Below are 26,960 nucleotides of genomic sequence, written 5' to 3'. Positions count from 1 at the left end.
AGCGCCCCGTGACGCGATCCGTCAGCGACGGCGGGCGTTGAGGCGGGCGGCCTGGCGCGTCAGGTGGTCGCGCTCGGCGAGGTTGGGGGCCTTTCGGGCCGCCTCGGCGTACAACCGTGCCGCCGTGGCCAGGTCGCCGTCGCGTTCGTGCAAGTACGCCGCCACCGCCGCATGGCGGGGCAGTGAGTCGTTCAGCGCTGAGAGCGCCGCCAGCCCGGCGCGCGGTCCGTCGGCCTCGCCGATGGCCACCGCGCGGTTGAGCCGGACGACCGGGCTGTCGGTCAGGCGCGCGAGCTCGTCGTACCACTCGACGATTTGCACCCAGTCGGTCTCCTCGGCGGTGGGCGCGTCGGCGTGGAGTGCCGCGATGGCGGCCTGGGCCTGGAACTCGCCCAGCCGGTCGCGGGCGAGGGCCGCCTGCAGAATCTCGACGCCCTCGGCGATCGACTCGGTGTCCCATCGGCCGCGGTCCTGCTCGGCGAGCGGCACCAGGCTGCCGTCGGGCGCGGTCCGGGTGGCGCGCCGGGCGTGGTGCAGCAGCATGAGGGCGAGCAGCCCCGCCACCTCGGGGTGGTCGATCGCGCCCGCGAGCTGCCGGGTGAGCCGGATGGCCTCGGCGGCGAGGTCGACGTCGCCGGAGTAGCCCTCGTTGAAGACCAGGTAGAGGACGCGCAGCACGGTGGCGACGTCGCCGGGCTGGTCGAACCGCACGCCGGAGACAGTGCGCTTGGCCCGGCTGATGCGCTGCGCCATGGTCGCCTCGGGCACCAGGTAGGCCTGAGCGATCTGGCGGGTGGTCAGCCCGCCGACGGCGCGTAGCGTGAGCGCGACCGCGGACGACGGCGTCAGCGACCGGTGGGCGCACAGGAAGTAGAGCTGGAGCGTGTCGTCCACCGCGGGCACCGGCCCGGGCGTCGGCTCCTCGTCGACGAGGTCCTCACGCCGGCGGCGGGCGGCGTCGGCTCGGGTCGAGTCGAGGAACTTGCGCCAAGCCACGGTGACCAGCCAGCTCTTCGGGACCCGCGGCGGGTCGGCCGGCCAGACGCGGAGCGCCTCGACCAGCGCGTCCTGCACGGCGTCCTCGGCCGCCGCGAAGTCGGCTCCGCGGCGGACGAGGATGCCGAGCACACTCGGCGTGAGGCTCCGGAGCAGGGCCTCGTCCATCAGGTCACTCCGTGATGGTGGGCGGCGCGGCCAGGAAGGGGCGCACCTCAAGCCACTCGTGGATCGGCTTGCCGCCCGCCCCGGGGGCGGCCGACAGTTCCCCGGCCAGCTCGACGGCGCGCTCGTAGCTGTCGACGTCGATCACCATCCAGCCGGCGATGAGGTCCTTGGTCTCGGCGAACGGGCCGTCGGTGACCGGCGGGCGCCCCTCACCGTCGTACCGGACGAACGTCCCCTCGGGGGCGAGCGCCTGGCCGTCGACGAACTCGCCCGTCTTCTCGAGCCGGGCCGCGAAGTCGTTCATGTACTGCACGTGCGCCGAAATCTCCTCCGGCGTCCACTGGTCCATGGGCACGTCGTTGACGGGAGCCGGCGCGCCGCGGTAGTGCTTGAGCAGCAGGTACTTGGCCATCGTGGTTCTCCTCGGTGCTGGTGCGACCCATTCTGGTCACGGTTCACCCCAGGGACGGAGCCGGTCACGAGTTCTCGACATCGCCGTCCGGATCTTTTGGCTGTTCGAGCGGCAGGCGCGAGAGCGCGACCGCCGATGAACGGGGACGGCATGTGAGTGGGCCTGCACCACGGGGGTGCTTGCGAGACGGGCCCTGACGAGCATTGGTCCCTCAGTGTCCTGAGTGCTCTCCGGCCGAGTCGCCCGTCGCCTCAGAGCAGCGGGACGACGTAGGAATCGACGCGGGCGATAAGCCCGTCGCGGAACGTGAACAGGTCGTTGAAGGCAAACCGGAACCGCCCGTGGTCGACGCTGACGCCCCGGCCCTCGCCGGTGGTGACGACGACCGGGCCGTCCTCGTGGATACGCTGGACGTCGAGTTCGGGGCTGCCGGTGAACGCCGGATTCTCGATCTCGCCGTCGAACTCCGCCTTGCCGCGGGTGGTCCGGTGGCCGTGGATGACCCACTCGACGTCGTCGGTGAGGGTCGCGAGGATTCTTTGGTGGTCACTCGTCCGGAATCCTTCGAAGTACTCCGCGACGAGGTCGCGCTGGGTCTTCTGGGTCATGGTGTTCTCCGTCCTACGTGGCAGCGCAATGCTGCAGGTGTGCGGCGAGGGCGTCGAGGATCGAGGCGAGCCCGTCGGCTGCTCGGGCCGTCCGGAGCTCAGGGGGAAGTCGACGCTGGTGGACCGTGAGATCCGTGCCGCCGCCGGCGGGACGGACGTGGATGGTTGTGCGGAGGCCGGTGACGGGCTCGTCGAACACGAGTTCGTGCGGTGCGCTGACGCTTACGTAGACGAACCGGAGCCGGCGGGTCGCGCCGTCCGGCGCACGGGTGTCGAGCGCGAACCCGCCGCCGGGACGCAGGTCGACGGTCACGGACTCAGGGGGCACGGTGGCGTGCGAACCGCCCCAGAACGCCGCGATGCTTGCCGGCGAGGTGAAGGCGGCCCAGACGCGCCCGGGTGCCGCCGGGAGGTGGCGCTTAGCGATCAGTTCGTCGCCGCGGAGCTCTGAGCTGGCGGTCAACGGACCGCCCCGTCGTCAGTGAGGTGCTGCTCAAGGGCGTCGAGCCGGTCGTCCCAGGCGCGGCGCTGGTCGTCGATCCACGTGCTAAGCAGCGACAGCTGATCGACCCTCAGCCGGCAGGGGCGCCTGGTGCCCTCGCGCCGCTGCTCGACCAGGCCGCACCGCCGCAGCACACCGACGTGGTGGGAGATTGCCTGTGGGGTCAGGTCGAACGGTTCAGCGAGCTCTCCCACCGTGGCGTCACCCCGCGCGAGACGAGTCACCAAGGCGCGGCGGACGGGGTCGCCGAGAGCAGCGAAGGCCGAGTCGAGATCTGGGCCGGGCGCCAGGAGCGAGGGAGGCATGGCTTGATGCTAGCGCAAAAGATAGTTTGAGCAAGCAATTGTTTTTAAAGATAGACTTGGATCGGTTCTGCCGGGCGACACTGCAACGAGGCGGCGCAGCGGGGGAAGCGGAGCCGGTGGGTCTGCGCCCAGCCCGAAGCTCGCTTGATCGAAGTGCAGCAGCACGCCCCAGCGACCAGCACCACGTCCGGCATGCTGCGCGAACTGTCCGCTGACGGCCCGTCCGCTACCATCCGCCTCAATGCGCAAAAGCCGCTGCCAGCCATGCCCGCCCGCAACGAGACTGGTTGAGCAATGACCGGTCATGCCGCGATGAGCAAAGACGCGTCTGGGTCGCCGCAGGAGCGGGCGCTGTGTCACGTGGCGGCGCTGTCGTCGGGGGCGCCGGTCGATCCGACGCTGCGGGTGACGCTGCACTTCCATCCGGACCGGCTGGCGCGCGGCCGGCCGATCCTGCGCGCGTTCGCGGAGGACGGCGTTTACCGCTCGCAGTTCGTCACCGGCATCAGCAACGGCGGTCTGACCGCGCACCGTGGTGGCGACCGCTGGCGCTGGGAGAGCCGGATGTTCGGCGGCGCGTACGACGAAGCGCCGGACCACGACCGGCCGGTCTACGGGGCGCTGAACTTCCGGCGCGACCCGGTCGGCGGCGCGCCGCGGTTCGGCTCGGCGCATCTCCGGCTGTCTGCCGACACGCTGGCGCGTACCACGTTCTGCTATCCGGACAGCGTGTTCGAGCCGTCCGCGTTCGGGGTGGCGGCGGGGATGTCGCTGATTGAACTGGCGGAGGCGGACGACAAGGACGCGCTTGACGACTACATCGAGGCGCACGTGCACGGCCCGGTCCGGCTGGACCGGGACGTGGAGGCGCTGGTCCTCGACCCGAGTCACCGCGGCACCGCCGTCGAGGCCGCCGCACGGCGCCTGCCGTGCCAGGTGGAATGGCACCCCGGCTTCCGGCTCTCCGTCGTGGAGCTGCGGCGTCACCCCGACTACCGGGGCGGACAGTACGTCGAGCTGGGCGCGCGGATCGCGGTGGACGGCCACCTCGATCCGCGGATCATCGGGGAGGCCGCCCGCTCCGGGCGCTACGACGAACAGGCGCTCAAGCGGGTCTGGCACTACGTCGCGCGGTTCGGGGCGCCTCCGTGGTGTGGGTGAGTTGTACGGATCGAAGTCGCGGGCAGGTTAACGCGGAAGGGGCGCGGTCTACCCGCCCACCAGCGTCACCCGATGGGCGCCATAACCCTCCGTCGTGCCATCTGCCCGGGTGACGAGCACCAGTGGCTCGCCCTCGTTGAGTTGGTATCGACGGCGCTCCTCGGGATCGGGCATCCGAGTCTGAACCTGGTCGCCCTTACTGAGAGTTACGGTTGTCCGCTCCTGCTGGTCCGCGACGAACGTTCCGCGGCTCTTCGCAACGACGATGAGGCCCTCGTTCCGGAGCTGCGCGAGAGCGCGGCGGACCGTGATCCGGCTCAGGTCGTATTGCTGAACGAGGCTCAACTCGGATGGGAAGCGTTGACCGGGAGGAAGCTCTCCGGACCGGATGGCTAGCCGTAGCCGCTCGGCCAACTGTTTCCATGTAGCGATGTCCGGGTCGAACTCGCCGCCGCTGATCATGGAGTAACGCTAGGTGATGTGGTTATGCCGTCCTCTTGTGTTGACAACAACACAGCACGTACAGTGACTGCTGTGGGACGAGGTGGTCGGGCGGACCTGTCGTCGGGCGTCCTGCCCTGTGGATGCGAGGGAGGGTGAGTGTGCGTGTGACGTACGAGGGTTACTTGGCGGCGATCGCTGAGACGTTGGCCAACCGACACTGTCCACGGTGGTCGTGGGCGCGCCTGAAATTCCGCTGCCGATGTGGATCCGACCTGCCATGCCGCATCCGGCACCGCGTACCGATCAACCGAGGCCACTGGCCGTCGTGATCGAGGTCGCGATGCAGATCATGAAGGCGCACACCCTCGGCTCGTACGGCTGCTGCGCGGCGTGCCACATGTGGTGGGGCCGGTTGGCGCCGTACCCCTGCGTGCAGGTCGAGTGGGCCGCGCGCGTGGTGTCGCGCGGTATGACCGAGCGTTTTCTGACAGCGGTGGGGGAGCGGTGAGCCGCGTTCACACGCCCGCCGTACCCGAATGGACCTGCGTCGCGTGTGGGCTGGAGTGGCCGTGCCATACGCGACGGTTGCAACTGCGCGCGGAGTACGACGGGGCGCCTGTGTCCCTGGCGGTCTACCTCGCGTCGTGCATGGTCGCCGCCGCCGAGCACCTTCCGGACGTGCCGGCCGGGGTGCTGCATGCGCGCTTCCTGAGCTGGGTGCCCGCCACGCAATCGCGTCCAGGGTGGCGGCGACGATCTTTCTAAGCCGTGCGGCGGGTGACCTCAGCGCCCCTCGCTGAGGGCCGAGGGGCATCTGGTTCGGCAACAATGCGTCCTCGACCCGAGCTCCCGCGGCACCGCGGTCGACCCCCTGCCGTGGCCGGAGTCCGCGGCCCGGCTCTTCATCAGCGAGGCCACGGTCAAGACCCATCGGCTGCACGTCTACGCCAAGCTCGGCGTCAACGACCGGGCCGCTGCGGACCGTGTGCTGGGTAGCGTCACCGTTGGTGGTTCAAGAAACCGCTGGGTCGTGCCGATGAGCGCACGCCTCCCGCATGATCCTTACTCTGCTCCACCAGGGCGAAACAGGTAGCCCGCTTCGGGCGTCAGAAATTGCGGGTCCCGGAGCCAGCGCACCTACTTCACGGGAGTTCGTATGTTCGACACGATCCTTGGCCTCGATCCGGAACGGGCCGCGCGGCTCACCGCCCTGGTCCAGCAGTGTCGGCCGCTGTTGGACCGGGGAGAGGGCATGGACGCGGTCCAGCGGCTCCTCCGCGATCGGAACATCGCCATCATGGATGCCATTCTCGTCACCCGGGAACTGCTGGCGCCCGGACCGGGCACCCTCGGACAGGCCAAGGCGATCGTGCTCACCAGTCCCGGTCGGGACGACGCCCTACGGGCACACCAGCAGATTGTGGACACTGTAGAACGTGCACAGGACATTGCCGAGGCCGCGCGCAGCGTAGCCCGCGGCGGTGAGACGACCATCATCGCCATCGACGGTGCGGGGGGATCAGGCAAGACAACGCTGGCGGCGGCGGCCGCCGAGCTGCTCGAGGGTGCGGCGATCGTCCACGGGGACGACTTCTACCGCCCCATGTCCGAACACGAACGTGCTCAGCTCGACCCGCAGCAGGGCTATCAGCGATATTTCGACTGGCAACGCCTCCGCGACCAGGTCCTGGCGCCGTTGCGCGCCGGCCAGGCGGCGCGGTACCAGAGCTACGACTGGGCTACCGGACAGCTCGCAGCGTGGCATGAGATCAACCCAGGGACCACGGTGATCGTGGAAGGCGTCTACTCCGCCCGCCCGGAGCTGGCCTCCTACTACCACCTCACCGCCTATGTCGACACGCCACGCGAGATCTGCCTGCAACGGGTGCGAGTCCGTGGCGAGAACAGCGAGGAATGGATCAGGCGTTGGCGCGCCGCCGAGGACTTCTATCTCCGCACGACATGGCCCCAGACCAGAGTCCACCTCCTCGTCCGCGGCTACTGATGCAGACCCGTTTCATCGTTGCCAAAGGAATGCGGCGTCGCCGCAGGATCGGCAACAAAATCCGTAACCACAGCCACCACCGCCGAAGTTCGCCGACGTTCGGTAGTCGTGTCCTTCCTCCAGCTGCACGACGAACGACATCGGTTGACCACAGACGCCGCAGTCGGGTGTCTCGTCGTTCTGCAGCCACGCCGGCCGACCACCGACCTGGCCCAGCACGTCCAACACCGACCGGCCGCTCTCGCCGGCCCACCGGTCGCGCGCTCCCAGATAGTCGTCGCCCTCGATCTGAGCGAAGCCGATCGCGGACGTCTCGTCGAGCATCGTGACGCCTTCATCGGGTACCAGGGCGGCCCGCGTGGCATCGGACCCGAACACGAACGCCCTGTTTCCGCCCCCGGTCGCATCCCATTCGTCGCAGAGCCCCGGCTCGTTCTGGCACATGAAGACCGACAGCAGGCCGGCACCGCCGGGATCGGCGTCAGCAAGGCAGATCTGAGCCAGGAACTGCATCGCACCTTCGCACTCGCGGCACCGAGGCCACTCGAACTCCGACGGCGTGAGCGGGACTCCGCCCATACGGGTTCCGGAGGCGTCTGCGGTCGCAGCGCCGGCGTAGATCATCAGCTTCACCACGCGCGCAGCATAAGCGGCGACCTTCGAACGAACGGTCGGACGAACGCCATGCTCCGACGAGGGCTGACAGGACTCACTGATCCGTCGCTGCCTGCTCGACCCCATCCGACCCAGACTCTCGGTCACTCATCCAGATAGCCGACTGCCGCGGAGCCGGATGCGATCCGCACGCGGTAGCCCCACCGTTGCAGAGCCTGAACCATCTTGCCCGCACCGGTCGGGTTGGCCGAGTGGACATGGATGACGCCGATGTCGAACGGACGCCCGTCGAAGGCCGCACGCTCCAAGACCTCCACGACCGGCCAGATGGTGTCGGCGTCACCGAGGTCGTGATCGAGCCACAGCTCGTCCAACCGCTCGTCGCGGTGACGCTCGAGGAGGGCGACTCCTGCGGCGCTGCTGCGCGCTACCTCGGCGCTACGCCCATCAGCGAAGGACCGCAGGTCATCTACCAGAACGATTCGCCGGGGTTTGCTGTCGTTCACGGGACCATCGTGCCGCACCTCGGCGCGAGATCTGAGGATCGGAGACGATCACTCCGGACGTTGCGTGCCCTCGTCTACCGCTGCGCGCGCATTGTCGGCCGGCTTCGCGAGGGTTCGCTGCTGGGCCGGGCGCAGGTCTCAGTCCTGACCGTCGGCGGCACGGCGTGATGCGCGCTCGTGGCGGTCGGTTGCTCGGGCGTGGGCGATCGCGAGCAGCCGGTCGATCTCGGGCAGCATCTGCGGGCCGGGCATGACGATGCTGCCGAAGCCGTAGAGCGCGTAGCCCGGGTGTGGCATGACGGTGTCCAGCCGGGCGAAGTCGAACTCGTCCCGGTGCTCCTCGAAGTCCTTGGGCGGGAAGCCGAACAGCCTCTCGAACTCGGCTCGGCCCAGGTCCAGGTTGAGCCGGAAGACGCCGGGTCGGTCGAGCTGGGAGACCTCGTCGAAGCCGGGCACGTCGTGTTCGACGATGGTGGCGAACGGCTGTCGGCGGTCCGGGCCGACGTAGAAGAACCGGTCGCCCCAGGCGGCCTCCGGCGATCCGTTCTCCTCGCTCGCCACGAGCTGTTCGGTACCGGGCAGCGCGAGGATCCGATCGGCGAGCATGGCCGGGTCGATGCCGGTCGGGATGTGCAGCACCGCATCCGCGTGCTCGACAGCGGCCTGATCGAGCGGGAAGTACCGGTAGTCGTGCGTCCGCTGCTCGGCCGGTTCCATCTCGGACGCGCGGACGTACCGGGGAAGGTGGGTCGTCCGCTGGAGTTTGCCTTCGTACGTCGAAGGGGCGGGTGCCTCGATGCCGAGCGCGGGACTCGCGCCGAGGCTGCCGACGATCACTGCGTATCGGTCGCCGAGCAGCGACGCGATGATCGCGCCGGCGCCGAACCATGACAGGCGCATTCCGGCCATCGTCATGGTGGTCGGGTGGCGCTGGAGGTGCCCGTTGTGCGCGAAGACCAGTGTCGGCCCGCGGTGCGCCTCGGCCGAGCGGATCGCGAGCAGGTTCTCGGCCATCAGTGCGTCCCGGACCGCGGCCAGGCGGGCGAAGCGTTGCTCGTTCGGGAGCGGCGCGGCGGCTTCGGCGTGGTAGCGCAGCAGTGCGACCGCGGTCGTCGCCTGTACGAACGCGGTCCGCCAGCCCTCGGGCCGCCGGGGCGCTTTCAGGTACAGCTCGGTGAGCAGGTCATCGGCGATCACCCGCAGGCGCTGCGCGTCGGCCGAGCGTCCGATCGACCTGCCCGGCTCCCAGATCGCGGCCGAATCGCTCCACCGAGCCTCGTCACCGATCAGGCCGTCGATCTCCTCGGCCCGGTTGGAGCCGAGGAAGTCGCACACCTGGAAGAGGTAGCGCCGCGGACTCGGGGCACCCGCCATCTCCAGCGGTGCGTCGAAGCCGTGGAACGTCAGGCGTTCCGCAGCCGGCCGCCCGGCGTTCCACTCCCGCATCCAGAGCAGAAGGTCGCGGTTTGCCGGCGCGGCGCCGAACTCGTGGCTGAACCCCTCGGCGAGCGCGCGGTCGAGCGTGACGGCGGCGGAGCCCTGCACGAACTCGTCGGCGATCAGCCCCGCGGCCCGGTCGCTCTCCAGCGCGATCGACCGGTAGCCGCGCTCGGCCAGCGACGCGAAGGCCTCATTGCGGATCTGGAGGAAGGCGGATTCGCCATGGGTCGGCTCGCCGAGCGCGAGCAGGGCCGGCGGTACGGCGAACAGGTCGAGGAAGGACGTCATTCCATCAACCGTATCTTTGAACCAGCGGTTGAGACTTTCGAGCGAGGGAGCGCGATGGTAGGGGCAAAACCCTCAAACACGGGGATACACCGACCAGCCGACCTCGCGCGTGTGCACGGCCTCTCCGCCCAGGCCGTGCGCAACTACGAGCGAGACGGCGTACTGCCGCCGGCCGAGCGCAACTCGAACGGCTACCGCCGGTTCACCGACGTGCACGCCAGAGCGCTGAGCGCGTACCTCGCGCTGATCCCGGGTCACGGCTACGCGGCCAGCGGCGAGATCATGCGCGCGGTCAACCGGGGCGAGATCGACACGGCGTTGCGCACGATCGACCACAGCCATGCCCTGCTGCAGCGCGACCGAGAGACCCTGGACGCGGTCGAGGCGGCGGTCGCGCTCCTCGCGGGAACGCAGCGCGAACCGCAGACCCGCACCGCCCTGCCGATCAGCGCGCTGGCCCACCGGCTCGGCGTACGACCGGCGACCCTGCGCAAGTGGGAACGGGCCGGGATCCTGCAGCCGGTGCGCGATCCGGCGACCCGCTACCGCGTCTACTCACCAGACGACGTCCGCGACGCCGAGCTCGCTCACCTGCTGCGCCGTGGCGGGTACCGGCTCGACCACATCGCCGGCGTGCTGCGTCGGGTGCGCGCCGCCGGCGGCCCTGAACCGCTCGCCGCGTCGCTGCGCCAGTGGCGGGAACGGCTCACCGAGCGCGGCCGAGCCATGCTGACCGGGGCCGCCCGGCTCGCCGAGTACATCGACGGCGCCACCGGGCCCACCATACGGCCGCGCTGACGCATCGACCGGCACACACTTCTGCCGCTGGTCGCACGGTCGCGCGGAGAAGATCGCGGGGCCCGCGGATGCTCGTTTTTGGGTGCCGATGTGCGCCGGGCTACGGTCGTCGCATGCCCGCATTGATGGCACCCACCGTCCGCCTGTACAACGCCTGGGTCGAGGCGCATCAGGAGTGGGGGCCCGGGCTCCACGAGGACGGTTTCGGCCTGCTGCCATCCGACGAGGTGAACTCGCCAGCCGGGTTCGCGGCCTGGGTTGCCCGGCTGACCGACGAGGCGGATCCCGCAAAGCCAAACGACGCCGGACACGTGTACCGATGGATCGTCGAGGGCGATCGCGTGCTCGGCGGGATCGCGCTTCGGTACGAGTTCAACGGTGCCGTGCCGCCGATGGGCCACCTCGGCTACGGGATCCGCCCATCCGCGCGCCGGCGCGGGTTGGCCACGTGGGCGCTGGGCCGGATGCTCGACGAGGCGCGTGGGTTCGGCCTGGAACAGTTGCTGATCATGTGTGCGGCCGACAACATCGCCTCGGCGAAGACGATCGAACACCACGGCGGCGTCCTTGAGGGCATGCGGGACACCGCATGTGGCCCCGCTCGCGGGTACTGGGTCAAGTTGTAGCTCACCGGTCCGCTTTTCATGCGCCACGACCGCGCCCGGAGGAACCTCGACCGCCACCCCCACTACATCCTCGCCGTCTACATCGGTCCACAACGGAGCGACCACGACGAGCGACTCTGCCGATGGCCGGACGTTGGCGGACGCCGCAGGCTGGGTACGGGCACCCCATGTTTGACGGTTTCGTGGATGAGCGGATCGACGTCGGCGAGCTCTCCCTGCGCGTACGGCACACTGGTGAGGGGCCGGCGGTACTGCTGATTCACGGGCACCCGCGCACCGGATCCACCTGGCACCGCGTTGCGCCCCGTCTCGTGGAGGCGGGTTTCAGCGTCGTCTGTCCCGACATGCGCGGCTACGGGCGATCCGACAAGGCCGAACCGCGGCCGGACCATTCACAGCAGTCCAAGCGCACGGTAGCTCGCGACCTGGTGCGGCTCATGCACCGCCTGGGTCACCCGACATTCGCCGTCGTCGGGCACGATCGCGGTTCCTACGTGGCGTTGCGGGCGGCGCTGGATCACCCGGGCGTGGTGAGCCGGCTGGTGGTGATGGACGGTGTGCCGATCAGCGAGGCGCTGGCCAGGTGCGACGCAAGGTTCGCACACGACTGGTACCACTGGTTCTTTTTTGCGCAGCCCGACAAGCCGGAGCGGGCGATCCTGGCCGATCCGGACGCGTGGTACCGGGGTGACCCCGACGTAATGGGAGTCGAGAACTATCGCGAGTTCCGCGAGGCCACCAACGACCCCGCGACCGTCAGGGCGATGCTTGAGGACTATCGGGCAGGTCTCGGCGTGGATCGCGAACACGAGGAGGAGGACCGGCGCGCGGGTCGTACCGTCCGGTGCCCCACCCTCGTCCTCTGGTCGACTCGCGACGACATGGAAAAGCTGTACGGCGACCCGCTTGCCGTGTGGCGGCCGTGGGCGGAGAACCTCGCCGGCGCCGCGATCGATTCGGGGCATCACGTGGCAGAGGAGAACCCTGCCGCGCTGAGCGAGGCGCTAATCGGCTTCTTGTCATGACGGTCAATATGCGGGAGTCGACGTGTGTCGGCTCCGGCTTGCCGAGGGCGCGGACAATCCGGTTGATCGACCGGCATGGAACGGGTAGGACCATCCGTATGCCAACCTCCTTGCGTAACGTCTGTTTCGACGCCGCCGACGCATACAAATTGGCCACGTTCTGGAGCCAGGTAGTCGACCGCCCGATCCCCGCCGAGTGTGAGCCCGGCGCGGAAGAGGCGTACATCGAGATGCCCGAGGGCCCGAACCTGTTTTTTCAGCGGGTGCCGGAGGCCAAGGTCGTGAAAAATCGGGTCCACGTCTGCCTCACCCCCGAGATCAAGCGCGACGAGGAGGTTGAACGAGTCAAGGCGCTGGGTGCGACGTTTGTGAGCGACTACCGAAACCCCGACGGCACAGGATGGGTGGTGCTGGCCGACCCCGAGGGGAACGAGTTCTGCGTGTTGCGCAGCAACGCCGAGCGGGCCGCGTTCCCCCACCCCGACGAGCCCCACCCCATCACCACCTGACGCATCCCCACGCAGCAGGCGCGCGGTCGGGGCGCCTCCCGCGGACCGGTGACCGTCACTTGGTGGAGCCCGGCGGCGGCGTCGGGGCGGTGCCGATGGGCGTCGGGGGATCCGACGACAGGTCGACCACGGTCGCCCCGCGCACCGGTCCGTCCAACGTGACCACCTCCGTGTGCATCCCGGCGTAGTTCGGGACCTTTTCGTCCGGCGCGGGCACGCGTTCGCGCAACCAGATCCGGATCCCGATCCGGTCGGCCTCCCGGCGTACGTCGACGTGGTCCACCGGGTCGGTGGGATCCGTGAGCGCGTCCGTCGTCACCCGGACCCGCAGCTCGGTGTCGGCGGCGGTGGGGGCACCCTCGAGCAGCAGCCCGGTCGCCGGCACCACGCGCCATTGGTCGTGCGCGCCGCCCGGGTCTCCGGCCGCGCATCCCGACAGGGGGGTCGCCGTGGCCGCGAAGGCGGCCACGGCGACCAGCAGGCGCGACCGGCGCGAACCCGTGGCTGTCATCGCGGCGCGGTCACGCCAGGTTCCGGACGGCCTGGTAGAGGTTGTGCGCCCCATCGCCGAGCCAGCCCCGCGACGTCCGGCGTCAGTCGCGCGTCACCGCTGACGGCCTGCTGCGCCGCGTCGGGCGCGGGCTGCGCGCTCGCCGGCCCGCCGACCGCGATCGAGAACAGGACGGCGGCGGCGAGCGAGCCGGGGAGCAGTCGTCGTGCCGCGCGGAGCGTCGGTCGCGCGCGGCGTCCCGGTCGAATTTCGACCATGAGAAACCTCCTTGTGTGGTGATAGGGGAGAGGGTGCGCCGTATCGCGCGGCAACCCCTGCGGGTGCCGTGAGAACTGGGGGGAAATCCGGAGGACCGCGCCTTCCCGGGCGGTTACTCAACGATAGACAGGCGTCACTGGAGCAATCAATCCGGAAATTGATGAACAACGCGTTATCCGGGTTCTCCTCCGGGGATTTCCGCTGCTCGTGACGGGAGGGTGTCGGGAAATGGACATGCGCGCAGGCGCGCGGGGCCTCAGGGTGCGGCCGATGGTGCCGATGGGCACCACAGTCGGACCCGGGAGGCATCATGCGTACGCGTCGACTCGCCGTGGCGCTCGTCGCCGCCCCGCTGGCGCTGAGCCTGCTCGCCGGGTGCGGAACCGCGCCGCTCGCCGCCGTCGTGCCCGCGGCCGCGCCGCGACCGCCGTCCGCGGGACTCCGCACCGCCGACCCGGCTGCGATGTCGACGGTCGACGGCGTCGCGGACGCGATCGTCGAGAACGTGACCGTGCCGGCCGGTGGGTTCGGCCGGGTGGGCCGCGCCGACGTCACGCGCGCCGTCGAGTGGCTCGGGACGTACCTCGCGCAGGCCCACGGGGATCCGCGCTGGCTCTGCGCGACCGGGGCCGGCGCGAGTCCGAGCCGGCGGCACGCGACCTCCGCCCTGCTGCGGCGCTTCGCGGCGCCCGGCGGCGAGCGGCTGCGGCACCGGCTCGAACCGCGGCTCGCCGCCGACGGCGGCCCGGACTGCGCCGGGGCGGACTGGGTCGCGCCGGGCGTGGCGGTCGGCGCGCAGCAGATCACGCTGCAGCCCGGCCGCAACGGCGACGACCTGCGCGTGGTCTACCGGGGGCGGTTCGGTTACCGGCTCGTCGCCGGCGACGGGTGGGAGCGGCCCTTCAGTGGCGACTACCGCGCGACGTACGGGCTGGCGCAGCACGGCCGGGAATGGCGGCTCAACTCCGTTGCCGCGTCGTGGTACTCGCTCGGCCCCGGATGGCCCGATCCCCTGCCGCTGCCCGCCGGGTACGCGGAGCGGGCGACGGCGCCGGAGCTGGCGGGGGCGCACGCGTCGAGCCTGACGCACGTGCGCGAGGCGGTCCGCGCCACGCTGGCCGCGCCGGCCGCGACGTGGCGCGTCACGCGGGACGACACCCGGGCCGGCGGGCCCGTCGCCCTCGCCCGCGGCGACGCGCTCCTCCGCTCCGACGACGGGGGCACGCAGCTCCATCTCGACCAGGGGTGGACCCAGCTGACGGCGCTGGCCGGGCCGGTCGCGCCGCTACCGGCCGAGTCGGTGCCGCGCTCGCCGCGCTGGCAGTCGGTCGATCCGGCCCGGCGCGGGGTGCTACCGCACGCCGTCGACGATCCCTCGCCCTTCGTCAACCTCGCCGTCGTCGGCCTGGCCGATGCCGCCGCCCCGGCCGCCTGCCCGGCCGACGCCACCGCGGCGCACGCCGAGCGCTGCTACGCGATCCGGGTGTCGATGGGCGCGGCCGCGTACGCCGACGGGATCACCGCGCGTTTCGGCTGGGGGTACCTGGCGCACGGGCACGTCTGGTTGACCATGCGGGTGGGCGTGGACGCGGCCGGACGCCTCGTCCACCTGCACCGGCAGGTCGACCTCCCGCACGCGCGGCGGGAGCCGTCCCGGCTGGAGCTGACCGCGACGCTGACCGGGTTCACGGCGATCCCGCCGGCCCGGCCGGCCCGCCCCGCCGCCGCGACGATCGCCCACGACGCCACCTTCGCGTCGCCCGCCTGACCGTGCGTGTGGGAGGGCGTCGCGCTCAGGGCCGGCGGGCGACGATGAGATCGCGGACGATCGCCTGGTCCACCCGGTGCGCGAAGTCGGCGTACCCCTCGCCGTCCAGCACCTCCAGGCCCGCGGCGGTGAGCAGCGCGGCCAGCTCCGCGCGCGGCCCGACCAGAGTGTTCCACGAGATCCCGACCGCGCCGCCGGGCCGGACCAGCTCCGCCCAGACCGGGATCGCCTCGGCCAGCAACCCCAGCGGCGTACGCGACAGCCGCCCCTGCTCGGCGCGGCTGCCGTGCTGCACGCCGTACGGCGCGTCGGTCACCACCGCGTCGAAGCTGCCGGCCTTGAAGAACTCCCGGCCGCGCCGGGTGTCGGCGTTGATCATCGAGACGTCGATGACCTCCCCGGCCCGGTACTCCTCCTTCGACGCCCCGACCACCACGTGCAGCCGCCGCGCCGCCGGGGACTTCTGCCGCCGCACCGTGGTCAGCTCCGCCCGGTGCTTGAGCCGCTTGTTCTTCAGCCACGTCCGGATGAAGGTCGCGTACGCCTCGACGTCCTTGGCGTCGACGTCCAACCCGGCCGCGTCGTAGCCGTACATCATGGCCTGGTTGAGCGTCGTGCCCCGCCCGCACATCGGGTCGAGCACCCGCAGCCGTCGCTCGGTCATCTCCGGGCCGGCGTCGGTGGCGAGCACCGTCGCGTTCAGCAGCAGCTTCGTGAACTGCTCGTTGGTCTTGCCGACGTACTTCTGGATGGTGAGCAGATCGCTGTCGAAGCGGTCCAGCGGCCGCACGGTGAGCGGGCGCAGCAGCTCGCCCTCGCGGGCGTAGAGGGCGTAGCGGGCGGAGAGGTTGGCCAGCAGCGCCACGTCGCGCTCGTCGAGGCGGTGGGCCCGGAACGTCACGTACGGCACGCCGCCGATCGTCTCCGTCGCGATGTCGCCGATCCGCCCGTCCAGCGCCTGACGGTTGAAGACCATGAGCTCGCTCATGGTCAGCCGCACGGACGCCTCCGCGTAGACGCGGTTCGTCGAGGGCAGGATGAGCAGGGCGTAGTCGGTCACGGCCACCGATCATACGGATCATGGCCTGGGCATCGCGGGGCATCGGGAACCGTGCGTGGGTAGGCTCGCGGCGATGGGACAGCAGGGGCGGCCACCGGTGGCGCGGAAGGCGGACGAGGGGCGGGAGCTTCCGCTGGCGGCGCGGCCGCTGCGCGAGCCCCATCCGGCCCGGCTCGCGCCCGACCATCCGTCGCGCGCCGAGATCGTCGCGGCCCACGACCGCGCGCTCGCCGCCGGGCAGAGCGGCTACCCCGATCCGCAGACCGGTCTCTTCGTGCTCACCGCGGCGTTCCTGGCGCGCCGGGGCACCTGCTGCGGCCGTGGCTGCCGGCACTGCCCGTACGTCGACGACCCCTGGCCGGCATGACGCGGTACGTCGTGATCGGCGCGGGCATCGTCGGGTTGTCGACGGCGCGGCGGATCCTCCACGACGAGCCCGCGGCGTCCGTCACCGTGCTGGAGAAGGAGGACGCTCCGGCGCGGCACCAGACCGGTCACAACTCCGGGGTGCTGCACGCCGGCGTCTACTACCCGCCGGGCAGCCTCAAGGCGCGGCTGTGCCGCGCCGGGCGCGAGTCCATGCTGCGGTTCTGCGCCGAGCACGGGATCCCGGCGCGGGTCACCGGCAAGCTCATCGTCGCCACCGGGGACGCCGAGCTGCCGCGGCTGGCGGCGTTGCACGAGCGGGCCGTCGCCAACGGGCTGCCGGTACGCCTGATCAGCCCGGCCGAGGCGCGGGAGCACGAGCCACAGGTGCGGTGCCGGGCGGCGCTGTACGTCGCCTCGACCGGCATCGTGGACTTCGGCCGGGTCTGCGCCGTGCTCGCCGCCGGTCTCCAGCAGGCCGGCGCGCGGCTGCGGTTCGGCGCGCGGGTCACGGGGATCGCCGTACGGCGTCGGGAGCAGGTGGTGTCGACGACCGTGGGGGAGTTTCCCGCGGACGTCGTGGTGAACTGCGCGGGCCTGCACGCCGACCGGGTGGCGCGACTCGCCGGCGTCACGCCGCCGGCGCGGATCATCCCGTTCCGCGGCGAGTACTACGAGCTGCGGCCCCAGCGCCGCGACCTGGTGCGCGGCCTGATCTACCCGGTGCCGGACCCGCGGTTCCCGTTCCTCGGGGTGCATCTCACCCGGATGATCGACGGCAGCGTGCACGCCGGCCCCAACGCGGTGCTCGCGTTGGCCCGGGAGGGCTATTCGTGGGCGCGGATCGACCCGCGCGACGTGGCGGACATCGCGGCCTATCCGGGACTGTGGCGGCTGGCGCGCCGGCATCTGGCGTACGGCGTCACCGAGGTGCGCCGCTCGCTGTCCCGCCGCCGCTTCGCCGCCAGCCTCGCGCGGCTCGTGCCGGCGATCACCGGGGCGGACCTCGTGCGGGCCGGGTCCGGCGTCCGGGCCCAGGCGGTCGCCCGCGACGGCGGGCTCGTCGACGACTTCCTGATCGTGGCCCGGGACCGGCAGGTGCACGTGCTCAACGCACCCTCGCCCGCGGCGACCAGCGCGTTCGAGATCGCCCGGCACATCGTGGCCGGATTGCCGCGCTAGCCGCCCCGGCCGGTCTTTCCCGACGCGCGGCCACGCCGTACGGTGTGCGACGGATCGTCCGCGGCTCCCGGCCCCCCGGGGGAGTATCGGGGAGGAAGACTGTGCGCACCCGGTTCTGTGTGATCGGCGCCGGACTGCTGCTGCTCACCGCGTGTGAGGCGCAGGCGGGGGCGATCCCCGCGGGGCCCGCCCCGGTCGTGGCGGACGTGCCGGCCTCCGCCGCCGGGGGCGCCTGCCACCTGCTCGACTACGACGTGATCGAGCAGGCGACCGGCGCGCGCTTCGACGTCGCCGTGGCGACCCGACGGGAGCAGACGTACACGTGCCTGGTCCGGGCCCGCGCCGCGAGCCGCCCCGACCTCGTCCTCTCGGCCACCGAGACCTCGGCGGACGTCGAGATCTTCACCGAGGACGTCGTGCCGAGGGGGGCGAAGCCGGTGAAGGGGCTCGGCAAGGCGGGCTACCGGCTGGCGGTCCCGGCGGCCTCGGGGCAGGGGCCCGGCGTCGAGGTCGGCTGGCTGAGCGGCAACGGCCGGCTGCTGACGTTGCGCTACACGCTGGGGACGGGACAGGACGCGGCGGCGGAGCTGTCCACGAGGCTCGTCACGCTCGCCCAGCGCGTCGACGCCGCCGCCGTCTGACCACCCGGGCGGGTAGGTCAGTGGGCGGTGACGAAGACGCGGGAGGCGATCTCGCGCGGCAGCCGGAGCTTGTCGCCCGAGCGGTCGATCGTCACGCCGTCGCGCTCCTGCGCGACCGTGACGGTGACCCCCGGGTCGACCCCGGCGGCGTGCAACTGGCGCAGGACCTCCGCGTTGGTCTGCAGGCTCTCGCAGATCCGGCGCACCACGACCGGCCCGGTCAGCCCGGGGAACGCCAGGTTGCGTTCGGCCTCGGTCGCCTCGACGCCGTTGGTGCTCTCCGGCTCACCGTCGCCGAGCAGGTCCAGACCGGGGATCGGGTTGCCGTAGGGGGAGCGGGTGGGGCGGTTGAGCAGCTCGTAGACCTTCTTCTCCACGGACTCGCTCATCACGTGCTCCCACCGGCACGCCTCCTCGTGCGCCTCCTCGTAGGGCAGACCGATGACGTTGACCAGGAGCAGCTCGGCGAGGCGATGCTTGCGCATGACGGAGACGGCGTGCGCCCGGCCGTCCCCGGTGAGCCGCAGTGAACGGTCGTCCTCCACGGTCAGCAGCCCGTCGCGCTCCATCCGGGCCACGGTCTGGCTGACGGTCGGGCCGCTCTGGTGCAGACGCTCGGCGATCCGGGCACGCAGCGGCGGCACACCCTCCTCCTCGAGTTCGAGGATGGTGCGCAAGTACATCTCGGTGGTGTCGACCAGGTCGTGGTGTTGTTTCACGTCTCTGCTGCCCTCCCAGGAGCCGATCCTACCGTGACGGGCCGACAAAGAGCCGTCGGCGAATCGCCGGAGATCCACTTCACGGGCGGTGCCGGGACATGGTGTTGACTGGGGTCGTGGCCGCACCGGATGAGCCGATCATCGATGTTCCGACCCTCGCGCGGGCGCTGAGCGCGCCCGAGCCGCCCGCCCTGCTCGACGTGCGCTGGCGGCTCACCGGGCCGCCCGGCCGCGCCGACTACGCGGCCGGCCACCTGCCCGGCGCGGTCTTCATCGACCTCGACGCCGACCTGTGCGGTGAGCCGGGACCGGGCGGCCGGCACCCGCTGCCGGAGCCGGCGCGGCTGCAGGAGGCGCTGCGCGCCGCGGGGCTGCGGGCCGGCTCCGACGTCGTGGTCTACGACGGCGGCGACGGGCTCGGCGCGGCGCGCGCCTGGTGGACGCTGCGCTGGGCCGGGCACCACGCGGTCCGGGTCCTCGACGGCGGCTACCGCGCCTGGCTCGAGGCGGGCCAGCCGGTGACCACGGTGGTGCCCGCCCCACCGCGTGGCGATCTCACGGTCCGCCCCGGCGGGCTGCCGGTGCTGGACGCGACCGGGGCGGCGCGGCTGGCCGGCGGAGACGGCGTGTTGATCGACGTCCGCGCCCCGGCCCGCTACCGCGGCGAGAGCGAGCCGGTCGACCCCGTCGCCGGCCACATCCCCGGCGCCGTCAACCTGCCGATCAGCGAGCAGGTCGAGGCGGACGGCCGGTTGCGCGCCGCCGACGCGCTGCGGTCGCGGTTCGCGCGCGTCGGCGTCGACGACGGGGTACGCGTGGGCGCGTACTGCGGGTCCGGGGTGACCGCCGCGCAGGCGGTCCTGGCGCTGCACCGCGCGGGCCGCCCGGACGCCGCCCTCTACGTCGGCTCGTGGAGCGACTGGATCACCGAGCCCGCCCGCCCGGTCGCCACGGACCCGCGCGGTTAGCAGGGGCCCGTCCTCATGGATGGGCCCGGCACGGACGGTGATCGTCGCGCCGGGACGGCCGTGCGACGATGAGCGCCATGTCGGACGGCACGGTGGTGGTGTGGGACGAGTCGCTGCTCGCGTACGACCTGGGTGAGCACCCGCTCGACCCGGTGCGCGTCGAGCTGACGATCGCGCTCGCCCGCGAGCTCGGCGTGCTCGACCGGCCGGGCGTACGCCTGCTCGCCCCGACCCCCGCCGACGACGCCGCGCTGACCCGCGTGCACCGGGCCGACTACCTCGACGCGGTCCGCGCCGCCCCGCACGACCCGTTCTTCTCCGGCTACGGCCTGGGCACCCCCGACAACCCCGTCTTCGAGGGAATGCACGAGTCGAGCGCGCTGATCGCGGGCGCCTCGATCGCCGCCGCCGAGGCGGTGTGGCGGGGGCAGGCGCGTCGCGCCGTCAACGTGGCCGGCGGGCTGCACCACGCGATGCCGGGGCGGGCCGCCGGGTTCTGCGTCTACAACGACCCCGCCGCGGCCATCGCCCGCCTGCTCGACCTCGGGGCGGAGCGGGTCGCCTACGTGGACGTGGACGTGCACCACGGCGACGGCGTGCAGCAGATCTTCTACGACGACCCGCGGGTACTCACGATCAGCCTGCACGAGACCCCGCTGACGCTCTTCCCGGGCACCGGCTTCCCGGACGAGACCGGGGGTCCCGGCGCCGAGGGGAGCGCCGTGAACCTGCCGCTGCCGCCGGGCACCGACGACGCCGGCTGGCTGCGGGCCTTCCACGCGGTCGTCCCGGCGCTGCTGCGTGCGTTCCGGCCGCAGCTGCTGGTCACCCAGTGCGGCGCGGACAGCCACCGGCTCGACCCGCTGGCCGACCTGCGGCTCTCCGTTGACGGGCAGCGGGCCACCTACATCGCGCTGCGCGCGCTGGCCGACGAGGTCTGCGACGGGCGCTGGGTGGCCACCGGCGGCGGCGGGTACGCGCTGGTCGAGGTGGTGCCCCGCGCCTGGACACATCTGCTCGCGGTGGCCACCGGCGAGCCGCTCGCGCCGGCCACGCTCACCCCGCCGACGTGGCGGAAACTCGCCCGGACCCGGCGTCCCGGCCGGGACGTGCCGCTGCGGATGACCGACGACATCGACGTGGAGTTCCGGCGGTGGCAGCCGGACGGCGCGGCGGACGCCGTCGACCGCGCCGTGATGACGACCCGCCGCGCCGTCTTCCCGCTGCACGGGCTCGACCCGTACGACCCGAGGGACTGATCACCGGTGACGAAGGACCGCTCCGCCGACGTCCTGCTCAGTGACGGGACCACCGTCCATCTGCGACAGATCCGCCCCGACGACGCGACGGGGATCGTGGCGATGCACGCCCGCTTCTCGGAGCGCACCCGGTACCTGCGCTACTTCTCGCCGTACCCGCGCATCCCGGAGCGGGACCTGCGGCACTTCGTCACCGTCGACCATCACGACCGGGAGGCGTTCGTGGTGCTGGCCGGCGACCGGATCTGCGCGGTCGGCCGGTACGACCGGCTCGGCCCGCGCGCCACCGACGCCGAGGTGGCGTTCGTGGTGGAGGACGCCCACCAGGGGCGGGGCATCGGCTCCGTGCTGCTGGAGCACCTGGCCGCCGCCGCCCGCGACGAGGGGATCTCCCGGTTCGTCGCCGAGGTGCTGCCGGCCAACGCGCCGATGCTGCGGGTCTTCGCCGACGCCGGCTACCAGATCCGCCGCCAGTACGCCGACGGCGTGGTACACCTCAGCTTCCCGATCGCGCCGACCGAGGCGTCCCGGGAGGTGCAGTGGCGGCGGGAGCACCGCACCGAGGCCGCCTCGATCGCCCGGCTGCTCGCGCCCCGCGGCGTCGCCGTCTACGGCGCCAGCGCCACCGGCCAGGGCGTCGGCGCGGCGCTGCTCGGGCATCTGCGCGACGGCGGTTTCACCGGTCAGGTCGTCCCGGTGCACCCGAGCGCGCGGCAGATCGCCGGCCTACCGGCGTACCGCGGCGCCGCCGATGCCGACGGCCCGGTCGATCTCGCGATCGTCGCGGTGCCGCCGGAGGCGGTACCGGAGGTCGTCGCCGACGCGGCCGCGGCCGGCGCGCACGGCGTGGTGGTGGTCTCGGCGGGCTTCGCCGAGACCGGCGGGCACGGCGCGGCCGCTCAGGAGGCGCTGCTGCGGGCCGCCCGCGACGCCGGGATGCGCGTGGTGGGACCGAACTGTCTCGGCATCGCCAACACCGACGACCGGATCCGCCTCAACGCCACGCTCGCGCCGCGGCTGCCCGGCGCCGGCCGGGTCGGGTTCTTCAGCCAGTCCGGGGCGCTCGGGGTGGCGCTGCTCGCCGAGGCCGACCGGCGTGGCCTCGGCCTGTCCAGCTTCGTCTCGGCCGGCAACCGCGCCGACGTCTCCGGCAACGACCTGCTGCAGTACTGGCAGACCGATCCCGGCACCGACGTGATTCTGCTCTACCTGGAGACCTTCGGGAACCCGCGTAAGTTCGCCCGGTTGGCCCGGCGGATCGGGCGCACCAAGCCGATCGTGGCACTCGCCTCGCCGGTGCGCGCCCCGGCCGCCCCGCCGCCGCCCGAGGCGGGCGTGGCCGGCCCGGACGCCGCGGCGATCACCGCGCTGTTCGCCCGGTCCGGCGTGATCCGGGTCGACACCGTCGCCGAGCTCTTCGACGTCGGGGCGTTGCTGGCCAACCAGCCGCTGCCGGCCGGCGACCGTATCGGGGTGGTCGGCAACTCCTCGGCGCTGGTCCGGCTCGCCACCACCGCCTGCGCCGCGCAGGGGCTCACCGTCGCGCCCGGCTACCCCCGCGACGTCGGCCCCCAGGCCGGCGCGAACGACTTCGCGGACGCGCTGGCCGAGGCCGCCGTCGACGACGCGGTCGACGCGCTGGTGGTGGTCTTCGCGCCGCCGCTGCCCGGCCAGCACGTCGACGAGGACGCGGACTTCGCCTCCGCGATCGGCAGCGTGGCGCTCGCCGGGGACAAGCCCACCGTCGCCACGTTCCTCGCCGGCCGGCTGCCGACCGGAGTGCCGTCGTACCCGTCGGTGGAGGAGGCGGTGCGGGCGCTCGCCCGGGTCGCCGCGTACGCCGACTGGCTCCGCCGGCCGCCGGGGGTGCTGCCGGAGCTGCCCGGCGTCGACCCGGAAGCCGCCCGGCTCGCGCCCGGCGGGGAGCTGCTCGGGGCGTACGGCATCGAGGTCGTCCCCGCCGAGCCGGCCGACTCGGCCGCGACCGCCGTCGCCGCGGCCCGGCGGCTCGGCTACCCGGTCGCGTTGAAGGCGGCGGTGGAGGGGCTGCGGCACCGGCTCGACCTGGGGGCGGTCCGGCTCGACCTGGACTCCGACGCCGCCGTCGAGCGCGCGTACGGCGAGATGGCGGCGGCGTTCGGTCCGGACATGCTGCTGCAGCCGATGGTCGAGCCCGGCGTCGCCTGCGTGGTGGAGATGGTGGAGGACCCGACGTTCGGGCCGGTGGTCGGCTTCGGACTGGGCGGGGTCGCGATGGACCTGCTCGGGGACCGGGCGTGGCGCGCGGCGCCGCTGACCGACAGCGACGCGGCCGCCCTGATCGACGAGCCGCGGGCGGCGCCGCTGCTGCGGGGCTACCGGGGCGCCGGCGCGGTCGACCGCGCCGCCCTCGCCGACCTGCTGGTCCGGGTGGGCCGGCTCGTCGACGAGCACCCCCAGGTGCGGGCGCTGCGGCTCAACCCCGTGCTGGTCCGGTCGACCGGCCTGTCGGTGCTGCACGCCACCGTCCACCTCGACGCCAACGCCCCCCGTCCCGACACCGGCCCCCGCCGCCTCTGATCAGCAGGCGTACGCCTCCAGGCGCTGGGCGCGCTCGGGGTCGCGCAGCTTGCCCAGCGTCACCTTCTCGATCTGGCGGATCCGCTCCCGGGACAGGCCGAACTCGCGGCCGACCTCGTCGAGGGTGCGCTGGCGGCCGTCGTCGAGGCCGAAGCGCAGCCGGATCACCTCCTGCTCGCGCTGCGACAGCGTGGCGAGCACGATCTCCACCTCGGTGCGGAGCTGACCCTGCGCCGCGGCGTCCGCCGGCTCCTGGCGCGGGTCGACCGCCGCCACGAAGTCGCCGAGCGCGCTCTCCCCGTCCTCGCCGACCGCCTGGTCCAGGCTGACCGGCTCCCGGTCGAACGAGATCAGCTCGATCACCTGGAACTCCGGCACCCCCATCGCGGTCGCGACCTCGCCGACGGTGGGCTCCCGGCCCAGGGTGGCCGCGAGATCCCGGCGGGCCCGCACCATGCGGTTGACCTGCTCGACCACGTGCACCGGGATGCGGATGGTGCGGGCCTGGTCGGCCATGGCGCGGGTGATGGCCTGCCGGATCCACCAGGTGGCGTAGGTCGAGAACTTGTAGCCCTTGGTGTAGTCGAACTTCTCGACGGCGCGGATGAGGCCGAGGTTGCCCTCCTGGATGAGGTCGAGGAAGGGCATGCCGCGGCCGGTGTAGCGCTTGGCCAGCGACACCACCAGACGGAGGTTCGCCTCCAGCAGGTGGTCCTTCGCGGCCCGTCCCTCGGCTGCCACGATCGCGAGGTCGCCCCGGAGCTCCGGCGTCAGTGGGCTGTCGTCGCCGAGCTTCTCCTCCGCGAGGAGGCCGGCCTCGATCCGCTTGGCGAGCTCCACCTCCTGCACGGCGGTGAGCAGCTTCGTGCGCCCGATGCCGTTCAGGTACGCCCGGACGAGGTCGGCGGAGACGCCCCGCTCGTCGGTGGCGTCGAGGTCCACCGTGGCCTCGCGCTCCGCCGCCGTGGCCGGATCGAGCTCGTTCTTCGTCATCTGCGGAACCACTGTGAGTCGCCTCCCCGCGTCGACAAGTGGCACGTACGCCGGCGGCCGAATCGCGCCGGTGACCACCAGCTTGGCGGTCGGGGCGTGAAGCGGGAGTGAGGAAAATTTCGACGTGGAGCGGGCGGAGCGGGGGGCTAGAGGTCGAGTAGGAGGGTTTGGGGGCCGACGTTGACGCTCTCGACGAGCATGTGGGCGCGGAAGCGGCCGGTCTGCACGGCCGCGCCCCGCCCGCGCAGCGCGGCGACGAAGGCCTCCACCAAGGGCTCTGCCACCTCGGCCGGCGCGGCGGCGGACCAGCTCGGCCGACGGCCCTTGCGGGCGTCGCCGTACAGCGTGAACTGGCTGACGACCAGCAGCGGCGCGCCGATCTCCGCCGCGGAGCGCTCCGGACCGGGCGTATCCGGCGCGGGGCCGAAGATGCGCAGCTCATGCACCTTCCGGGCCATGGTCTCGGCGGTCTGCGCGGTGTCCGAGTGCGTCACGCCGAGCAGTACCAACAGCCCGGCGCCGATCGCGCCGACCACCTCGCCGTCCACCGTCACGCTCGCCCGGCTGACCGTCTGCACCACCGCTCGCACCCGCCCACCCTCGCACGCGGGCCCCGCCACCCGGCGGCCCCACCCCCCTCTTTCGTTGATCAAGGGGGCGACGGCAGGAACAGCCCCGTGAACTGCCGCCGACTCCTTGATCAACGGGGAGAGGCGGGGGAGGGAGGGGGCGGGGTCAGGCGGGGAGGATGACGCTGCGTTCGACCAGGTGGGTGATGATCGGGACGGCGGCCTCCGCGAGCTCGGCCTCGGGCACGTCGTGGGCGACGGCGAGCAGCGCGATCTGGTCCCGCAGCGGCACCCGGCCGTCGCAGCCGCCGACGAGCGCCAGTACCAGCGGATCGACCTCCTCGGTCCAGCGCAGCCCGTGCGGCAGCGCGAGGACCTGGCGGTCCACCGCCCAGCCCTCGGGCCCCATTGTCGCCTCCTGGCGCAGCTGCAACCCGTCCGCCGCGCGGTAGCGGGCCGCCAGCAGCGCCCCGGCGTCACGCGACCGCAGCCAGTCCTGCCGATCGAACCAGGCGGCCACGTGCTCGCCCAGCGGCGGTTCCACCGCCTGGCGCAGGTCCTCCACCCGTACCACCGGGTCGGCGTGGCCGGAGTTGCGCAGCGTGATCAACCCGAACCCGACCGCCTCGACCTTGTGCGCGTCGAACCAGTCCAGCCAGGCGGCGGCCCGCTGCGGATCCGCGGCCTCGCTGGCGTCGGCCAGCCAGAGATTCACGTACCCGACCGGGTCGGCGACCTCGCGCTGGATCACCCAGGCGTCCAGCCCGGTGCCGGCGAACCAGCCCGCGACCCGTTCGCCCCAGTCCTCGCCGGCGACGTGCACCCAGTTCGCCAGGTACTGCATCACCCCGCCGTCGGTGAGCAGGCCGGGGGCCGCGGCGGCGAGCTCCGCACAGACGCCGTCGCCGACGCGGCCGGAGTCGCGGTAGGTGTGCGTCGCGGTGCCCGGACCGACCACGAACGGCGGGTTGCTGACCACCAGGTCGAAGCGGCGGCCCGCGACCGGGGCGACGAGATCGCCCTGGAGCAGCTCCCACTGCTGGCCGTTGAGGGCGGCGGTGGTGGCCGCGAAGCGCAGCGCCCGGACCGACAGATCGGTGGCCGTGACAGTGCCGGCGTGGGTGGCGAGGTGCAGCGACTGCACGCCGCAGCCGGTGCCGAGGTCGAGCGCCGCGCCGACCGGCCGGCGGATCGTGGCGCCGGCGAGCGTGGTCGAGGCGCCGCCGACACCGAGCACGTGGTCGGCGGGGAGCGGTCGGCCGGGCCGGGCGGCGGCGGGCACGTCGGAGAGCACCCACCAGCTCTCGCCGTACGGCTCCAGGTCCACGCCCTGCCGCAGCCCGGTGACGCCGTCCGGGTCCGCGGGCGCCCGTTCGACCAGTCCGGCGGCGCGCGCCTCGGCGAGCGGCAGCGGGGCCAGCGCGGCGGCGACCGTCTCCTCCGGCTCCGTCTGGCCGCAGACGAAGAGTCGGATCAGGGTGCCGAGCCGGTCGCGGTCCTCGGTCATCCGCAGCGCCATCCGAAAGTCGTTGCGGGCGACGCCCGCGGTGGCCTCCGGTCCGAGGCGCGCGGCGATGCCGGCGGCCGTGTATCCCGCACTGAGCAGCGCCTCGCGGAGCTGGTCGATGCCGGTGGGGGAGAGCAGGCCGGGGAACGGAGCATGGATGTCAGGTTCAGGCACGAGTGCCATCCTGCCGGC

Annotated in this window: 30 protein-coding genes and 1 pseudogene; 16 read left to right on the top strand and 15 right to left on the bottom strand. The window is 72.5% G+C overall.

Going from position 1 to position 26,960, the window contains the following annotated elements; genetic code table 11:
• Nucleotides 1–21: 21 nt before the first annotated feature.
• From BLW47_RS08080 to BLW47_RS08060, 5 genes are all read right to left on the bottom strand, one after another.
• The gene (locus BLW47_RS08080) at nucleotides 22–1,164 is read right to left on the bottom strand and encodes an RNA polymerase sigma factor (protein ID WP_091553701.1); all 1,143 of its coding nucleotides are present in this window, start codon (nucleotides 1,162–1,164) and stop codon (nucleotides 22–24) included.
• Between the two features lie 4 nt (nucleotides 1,165–1,168).
• A complete protein-coding gene (locus BLW47_RS08075) occupies nucleotides 1,169–1,576 on the bottom strand; it encodes a YciI family protein (RefSeq protein WP_091553698.1) in 408 nt (135 codons plus the stop codon).
• Between the two features lie 251 nt (nucleotides 1,577–1,827).
• Entirely contained in the window at nucleotides 1,828–2,184 is a 357-nt protein-coding gene (locus tag BLW47_RS08070; RefSeq protein ID WP_091553694.1) for a nuclear transport factor 2 family protein, read from the bottom strand.
• Between the two features lie 13 nt (nucleotides 2,185–2,197).
• Nucleotides 2,198–2,647 carry an SRPBCC family protein gene (locus BLW47_RS08065; protein WP_091553690.1) on the bottom strand — a complete coding sequence of 150 codons (450 nt, stop codon included), beginning with the start codon at nucleotides 2,645–2,647 and terminating at the stop codon, nucleotides 2,198–2,200.
• Nucleotides 2,644–2,991 (bottom strand): ArsR/SmtB family transcription factor, encoded by a 348-nt coding sequence (locus BLW47_RS08060; RefSeq protein WP_091553687.1) that lies wholly within the window; start codon nucleotides 2,989–2,991, stop codon nucleotides 2,644–2,646. Before BLW47_RS08060 ends, BLW47_RS08065 begins: the two co-directional genes overlap by 4 nt.
• Before the next feature lie 144 nt (nucleotides 2,992–3,135).
• On the opposite strand from BLW47_RS08060, the gene BLW47_RS25065 reads away from it, so the two are divergent.
• Nucleotides 3,136–3,282 (top strand): hypothetical protein, encoded by a 147-nt coding sequence (locus BLW47_RS25065; RefSeq protein ID WP_175543546.1) that lies wholly within the window; start codon nucleotides 3,136–3,138, stop codon nucleotides 3,280–3,282.
• Nucleotides 3,283–3,303: 21 nt separating this feature from the next.
• A complete protein-coding gene (locus tag BLW47_RS08055) occupies nucleotides 3,304–4,152 on the top strand; it encodes a DUF3626 domain-containing protein (protein WP_091553684.1) in 849 nt (282 codons plus the stop codon).
• 48 nt (nucleotides 4,153–4,200) lie between these two features.
• On the opposite strand, the gene BLW47_RS08050 is transcribed toward BLW47_RS08055, so the two are convergent.
• Nucleotides 4,201–4,614, bottom strand: a complete 414-nt coding sequence (locus tag BLW47_RS08050) for a GntR family transcriptional regulator (protein WP_091553681.1) — start codon at nucleotides 4,612–4,614, stop codon at nucleotides 4,201–4,203.
• Between the two features lie 208 nt (nucleotides 4,615–4,822).
• Here BLW47_RS08050 and BLW47_RS08040 point away from each other — a divergent pair, with 208 nt between their 5' ends.
• The 3 genes and pseudogenes from BLW47_RS08040 to BLW47_RS08025 all read left to right on the top strand — a co-directional run bounded on the left by BLW47_RS08040 (nucleotide 4,823) and on the right by BLW47_RS08025 (nucleotide 6,601).
• Nucleotides 4,823–5,104, top strand: coding sequence for a hypothetical protein (locus tag BLW47_RS08040; protein ID WP_245736529.1), 282 nt, complete (start codon nucleotides 4,823–4,825; stop codon nucleotides 5,102–5,104).
• 375 nt (nucleotides 5,105–5,479) lie between these two features.
• A pseudogene (locus BLW47_RS08030) lies at nucleotides 5,480–5,575 on the top strand (LuxR C-terminal-related transcriptional regulator); the annotation flags it as partial.
• A 177-nt stretch (nucleotides 5,576–5,752) separates the two neighbouring features.
• A complete protein-coding gene (locus BLW47_RS08025) occupies nucleotides 5,753–6,601 on the top strand; it encodes a uridine kinase family protein (RefSeq protein WP_091553648.1) in 849 nt (282 codons plus the stop codon).
• Between the two features lie 12 nt (nucleotides 6,602–6,613).
• Here BLW47_RS08025 and BLW47_RS08020 read toward each other — a convergent pair whose 3' ends face one another.
• From BLW47_RS08020 to BLW47_RS08010, 3 genes are all read right to left on the bottom strand, one after another.
• Nucleotides 6,614–7,237 carry a DUF1963 domain-containing protein gene (locus tag BLW47_RS08020; RefSeq protein ID WP_245736527.1) on the bottom strand — a complete coding sequence of 208 codons (624 nt, stop codon included), beginning with the start codon at nucleotides 7,235–7,237 and terminating at the stop codon, nucleotides 6,614–6,616.
• Between the two features lie 122 nt (nucleotides 7,238–7,359).
• Entirely contained in the window at nucleotides 7,360–7,722 is a 363-nt protein-coding gene (locus BLW47_RS08015; protein ID WP_091553646.1) for a cyclic-phosphate processing receiver domain-containing protein, read from the bottom strand.
• 138 nt (nucleotides 7,723–7,860) lie between these two features.
• Complete coding sequence (locus BLW47_RS08010) at nucleotides 7,861–9,450, bottom strand: DUF6194 family protein (RefSeq protein ID WP_091553645.1); 1,590 nt, start codon at nucleotides 9,448–9,450, stop codon at nucleotides 7,861–7,863.
• An 84-nt stretch (nucleotides 9,451–9,534) separates the two neighbouring features.
• Here BLW47_RS08010 and BLW47_RS08005 point away from each other — a divergent pair, with 84 nt between their 5' ends.
• The 4 genes from BLW47_RS08005 to BLW47_RS07990 all read left to right on the top strand — a co-directional run bounded on the left by BLW47_RS08005 (nucleotide 9,535) and on the right by BLW47_RS07990 (nucleotide 12,408).
• Nucleotides 9,535–10,248, top strand: coding sequence for a MerR family transcriptional regulator (locus BLW47_RS08005; RefSeq protein ID WP_091554630.1), 714 nt, complete (start codon nucleotides 9,535–9,537; stop codon nucleotides 10,246–10,248).
• 113 nt (nucleotides 10,249–10,361) lie between these two features.
• Nucleotides 10,362–10,874, top strand: coding sequence for a GNAT family N-acetyltransferase (locus BLW47_RS08000; protein ID WP_091553644.1), 513 nt, complete (start codon nucleotides 10,362–10,364; stop codon nucleotides 10,872–10,874).
• Between the two features lie 167 nt (nucleotides 10,875–11,041).
• Nucleotides 11,042–11,899: an alpha/beta fold hydrolase gene (locus BLW47_RS07995; RefSeq protein ID WP_091553643.1), complete on the top strand. Its 858-nt coding sequence runs from the start codon at nucleotides 11,042–11,044 to the stop codon at nucleotides 11,897–11,899.
• A 98-nt stretch (nucleotides 11,900–11,997) separates the two neighbouring features.
• Nucleotides 11,998–12,408, top strand: coding sequence for a VOC family protein (locus BLW47_RS07990; protein ID WP_091553641.1), 411 nt, complete (start codon nucleotides 11,998–12,000; stop codon nucleotides 12,406–12,408).
• Between the two features lie 55 nt (nucleotides 12,409–12,463).
• Here the strand turns inward: BLW47_RS07990 and BLW47_RS07985 are convergent, their stop codons facing one another.
• Nucleotides 12,464–12,919 carry a hypothetical protein gene (locus BLW47_RS07985; protein ID WP_091553640.1) on the bottom strand — a complete coding sequence of 152 codons (456 nt, stop codon included), beginning with the start codon at nucleotides 12,917–12,919 and terminating at the stop codon, nucleotides 12,464–12,466.
• A gap of 568 nt (nucleotides 12,920–13,487) precedes the next feature.
• On the opposite strand from BLW47_RS07985, the gene BLW47_RS07980 reads away from it, so the two are divergent.
• Nucleotides 13,488–14,945: a hypothetical protein gene (locus BLW47_RS07980; protein WP_139307196.1), complete on the top strand. Its 1,458-nt coding sequence runs from the start codon at nucleotides 13,488–13,490 to the stop codon at nucleotides 14,943–14,945.
• Between the two features lie 25 nt (nucleotides 14,946–14,970).
• On the opposite strand, the gene BLW47_RS07975 is transcribed toward BLW47_RS07980, so the two are convergent.
• A complete protein-coding gene (locus BLW47_RS07975; protein ID WP_091554628.1) occupies nucleotides 14,971–16,005 on the bottom strand; it encodes a TRM11 family SAM-dependent methyltransferase in 1,035 nt (344 codons plus the stop codon).
• Nucleotides 16,006–16,078: 73 nt separating this feature from the next.
• On the opposite strand from BLW47_RS07975, the gene BLW47_RS07970 reads away from it, so the two are divergent.
• The 3 genes from BLW47_RS07970 (at nucleotide 16,079) to BLW47_RS07960 (ending at nucleotide 18,194) form a co-directional block, all read left to right on the top strand.
• On the top strand, nucleotides 16,079–16,372 hold the full coding sequence (locus BLW47_RS07970) for a C1orf53 family protein (protein ID WP_091553638.1): 294 nt from the start codon (nucleotides 16,079–16,081) through the stop codon (nucleotides 16,370–16,372).
• Nucleotides 16,369–17,553, top strand: a complete 1,185-nt coding sequence (gene lhgO / locus BLW47_RS07965) for an L-2-hydroxyglutarate oxidase (RefSeq protein ID WP_091553637.1) — start codon at nucleotides 16,369–16,371, stop codon at nucleotides 17,551–17,553. The genes BLW47_RS07970 and lhgO overlap by 4 nt, the downstream gene beginning before the upstream one ends.
• A gap of 101 nt (nucleotides 17,554–17,654) precedes the next feature.
• A complete protein-coding gene (locus BLW47_RS07960) occupies nucleotides 17,655–18,194 on the top strand; it encodes a hypothetical protein (RefSeq protein ID WP_091553636.1) in 540 nt (179 codons plus the stop codon).
• Nucleotides 18,195–18,211: 17 nt separating this feature from the next.
• On the opposite strand, the gene BLW47_RS07955 is transcribed toward BLW47_RS07960, so the two are convergent.
• Nucleotides 18,212–18,913 carry an iron-dependent transcriptional repressor DtxR gene (locus tag BLW47_RS07955; RefSeq protein ID WP_281247243.1) on the bottom strand — a complete coding sequence of 234 codons (702 nt, stop codon included), beginning with the start codon at nucleotides 18,911–18,913 and terminating at the stop codon, nucleotides 18,212–18,214.
• A 116-nt stretch (nucleotides 18,914–19,029) separates the two neighbouring features.
• Between BLW47_RS07955 and BLW47_RS07950 the strand changes: the two genes are divergently transcribed.
• The 3 genes from BLW47_RS07950 (at nucleotide 19,030) to BLW47_RS07940 (ending at nucleotide 23,699) form a co-directional block, all read left to right on the top strand.
• Nucleotides 19,030–19,881: a sulfurtransferase gene (locus BLW47_RS07950; RefSeq protein WP_425435371.1), complete on the top strand. Its 852-nt coding sequence runs from the start codon at nucleotides 19,030–19,032 to the stop codon at nucleotides 19,879–19,881.
• 77 nt (nucleotides 19,882–19,958) lie between these two features.
• Entirely contained in the window at nucleotides 19,959–21,140 is a 1,182-nt protein-coding gene (locus BLW47_RS07945) for an acetoin utilization protein AcuC (RefSeq protein WP_091554624.1), read from the top strand.
• 6 nt (nucleotides 21,141–21,146) lie between these two features.
• On the top strand, nucleotides 21,147–23,699 hold the full coding sequence (locus BLW47_RS07940; RefSeq protein WP_091553634.1) for a bifunctional acetate--CoA ligase family protein/GNAT family N-acetyltransferase: 2,553 nt from the start codon (nucleotides 21,147–21,149) through the stop codon (nucleotides 23,697–23,699).
• Here BLW47_RS07940 and sigB read toward each other — a convergent pair whose 3' ends face one another.
• The 3 genes from sigB to BLW47_RS07925 all read right to left on the bottom strand — a co-directional run bounded on the left by sigB (nucleotide 23,700) and on the right by BLW47_RS07925 (nucleotide 26,942).
• Nucleotides 23,700–24,692: an RNA polymerase sigma factor SigB gene (gene sigB, locus BLW47_RS07935; protein WP_091553633.1), complete on the bottom strand. Its 993-nt coding sequence runs from the start codon at nucleotides 24,690–24,692 to the stop codon at nucleotides 23,700–23,702.
• 146 nt (nucleotides 24,693–24,838) lie between these two features.
• Nucleotides 24,839–25,282: a D-aminoacyl-tRNA deacylase gene (gene dtd, locus BLW47_RS07930; protein ID WP_091554622.1), complete on the bottom strand. Its 444-nt coding sequence runs from the start codon at nucleotides 25,280–25,282 to the stop codon at nucleotides 24,839–24,841.
• Between the two features lie 145 nt (nucleotides 25,283–25,427).
• Nucleotides 25,428–26,942: a DUF7782 domain-containing protein gene (locus BLW47_RS07925; RefSeq protein ID WP_245736525.1), complete on the bottom strand. Its 1,515-nt coding sequence runs from the start codon at nucleotides 26,940–26,942 to the stop codon at nucleotides 25,428–25,430.
• Nucleotides 26,943–26,960: the final 18 nt, after the last annotated feature.

Origin of the sequence: Micromonospora pattaloongensis (assembly GCF_900107255.1) — a bacterium.
In the GTDB taxonomy this organism is placed as follows: domain Bacteria; phylum Actinomycetota; class Actinomycetes; order Mycobacteriales; family Micromonosporaceae; genus Micromonospora_I; species Micromonospora_I pattaloongensis.
The sequence above is the reverse complement of the archived record's forward strand: the minus strand, read 5'-3'. Positions and strand labels throughout refer to the sequence as shown.

Bases quoted from the DNA above. Each gene is read 5' to 3' on its own strand.
- BLW47_RS07985 (WP_091553640.1), bottom strand. From the start codon at position 12,919: ATGACAGCCACGGGTTCGCGCCGGTCGCGCCTGCTGGTCGCCGTGGCC.
- BLW47_RS08060 (WP_091553687.1), bottom strand. From the start codon at position 2,991: ATGCCTCCCTCGCTCCTGGCGCCCGGCCCAGATCTCGACTCGGCCTTC.
- sigB (WP_091553633.1), bottom strand. From the start codon at position 24,692: ATGACGAAGAACGAGCTCGATCCGGCCACGGCGGCGGAGCGCGAGGCC.
- BLW47_RS08050 (WP_091553681.1), bottom strand. From the start codon at position 4,614: ATGATCAGCGGCGGCGAGTTCGACCCGGACATCGCTACATGGAAACAG.
- BLW47_RS08080 (WP_091553701.1), bottom strand. From the start codon at position 1,164: ATGGACGAGGCCCTGCTCCGGAGCCTCACGCCGAGTGTGCTCGGCATC.
- BLW47_RS08010 (WP_091553645.1), bottom strand. From the start codon at position 9,450: ATGACGTCCTTCCTCGACCTGTTCGCCGTACCGCCGGCCCTGCTCGCG.
- BLW47_RS07970 (WP_091553638.1), top strand. From the start codon at position 16,079: ATGGGACAGCAGGGGCGGCCACCGGTGGCGCGGAAGGCGGACGAGGGG.
- BLW47_RS08000 (WP_091553644.1), top strand. From the start codon at position 10,362: ATGCCCGCATTGATGGCACCCACCGTCCGCCTGTACAACGCCTGGGTC.
- BLW47_RS08075 (WP_091553698.1), bottom strand. From the start codon at position 1,576: ATGGCCAAGTACCTGCTGCTCAAGCACTACCGCGGCGCGCCGGCTCCC.
- lhgO (WP_091553637.1), top strand. From the start codon at position 16,369: ATGACGCGGTACGTCGTGATCGGCGCGGGCATCGTCGGGTTGTCGACG.
- BLW47_RS08070 (WP_091553694.1), bottom strand. From the start codon at position 2,184: ATGACCCAGAAGACCCAGCGCGACCTCGTCGCGGAGTACTTCGAAGGA.
- BLW47_RS07980 (WP_139307196.1), top strand. From the start codon at position 13,488: ATGCGTACGCGTCGACTCGCCGTGGCGCTCGTCGCCGCCCCGCTGGCG.
- BLW47_RS08025 (WP_091553648.1), top strand. From the start codon at position 5,753: ATGTTCGACACGATCCTTGGCCTCGATCCGGAACGGGCCGCGCGGCTC.
- BLW47_RS07945 (WP_091554624.1), top strand. From the start codon at position 19,959: ATGTCGGACGGCACGGTGGTGGTGTGGGACGAGTCGCTGCTCGCGTAC.
- BLW47_RS08055 (WP_091553684.1), top strand. From the start codon at position 3,304: ATGAGCAAAGACGCGTCTGGGTCGCCGCAGGAGCGGGCGCTGTGTCAC.
- BLW47_RS07990 (WP_091553641.1), top strand. From the start codon at position 11,998: ATGCCAACCTCCTTGCGTAACGTCTGTTTCGACGCCGCCGACGCATAC.
- BLW47_RS07995 (WP_091553643.1), top strand. From the start codon at position 11,042: ATGTTTGACGGTTTCGTGGATGAGCGGATCGACGTCGGCGAGCTCTCC.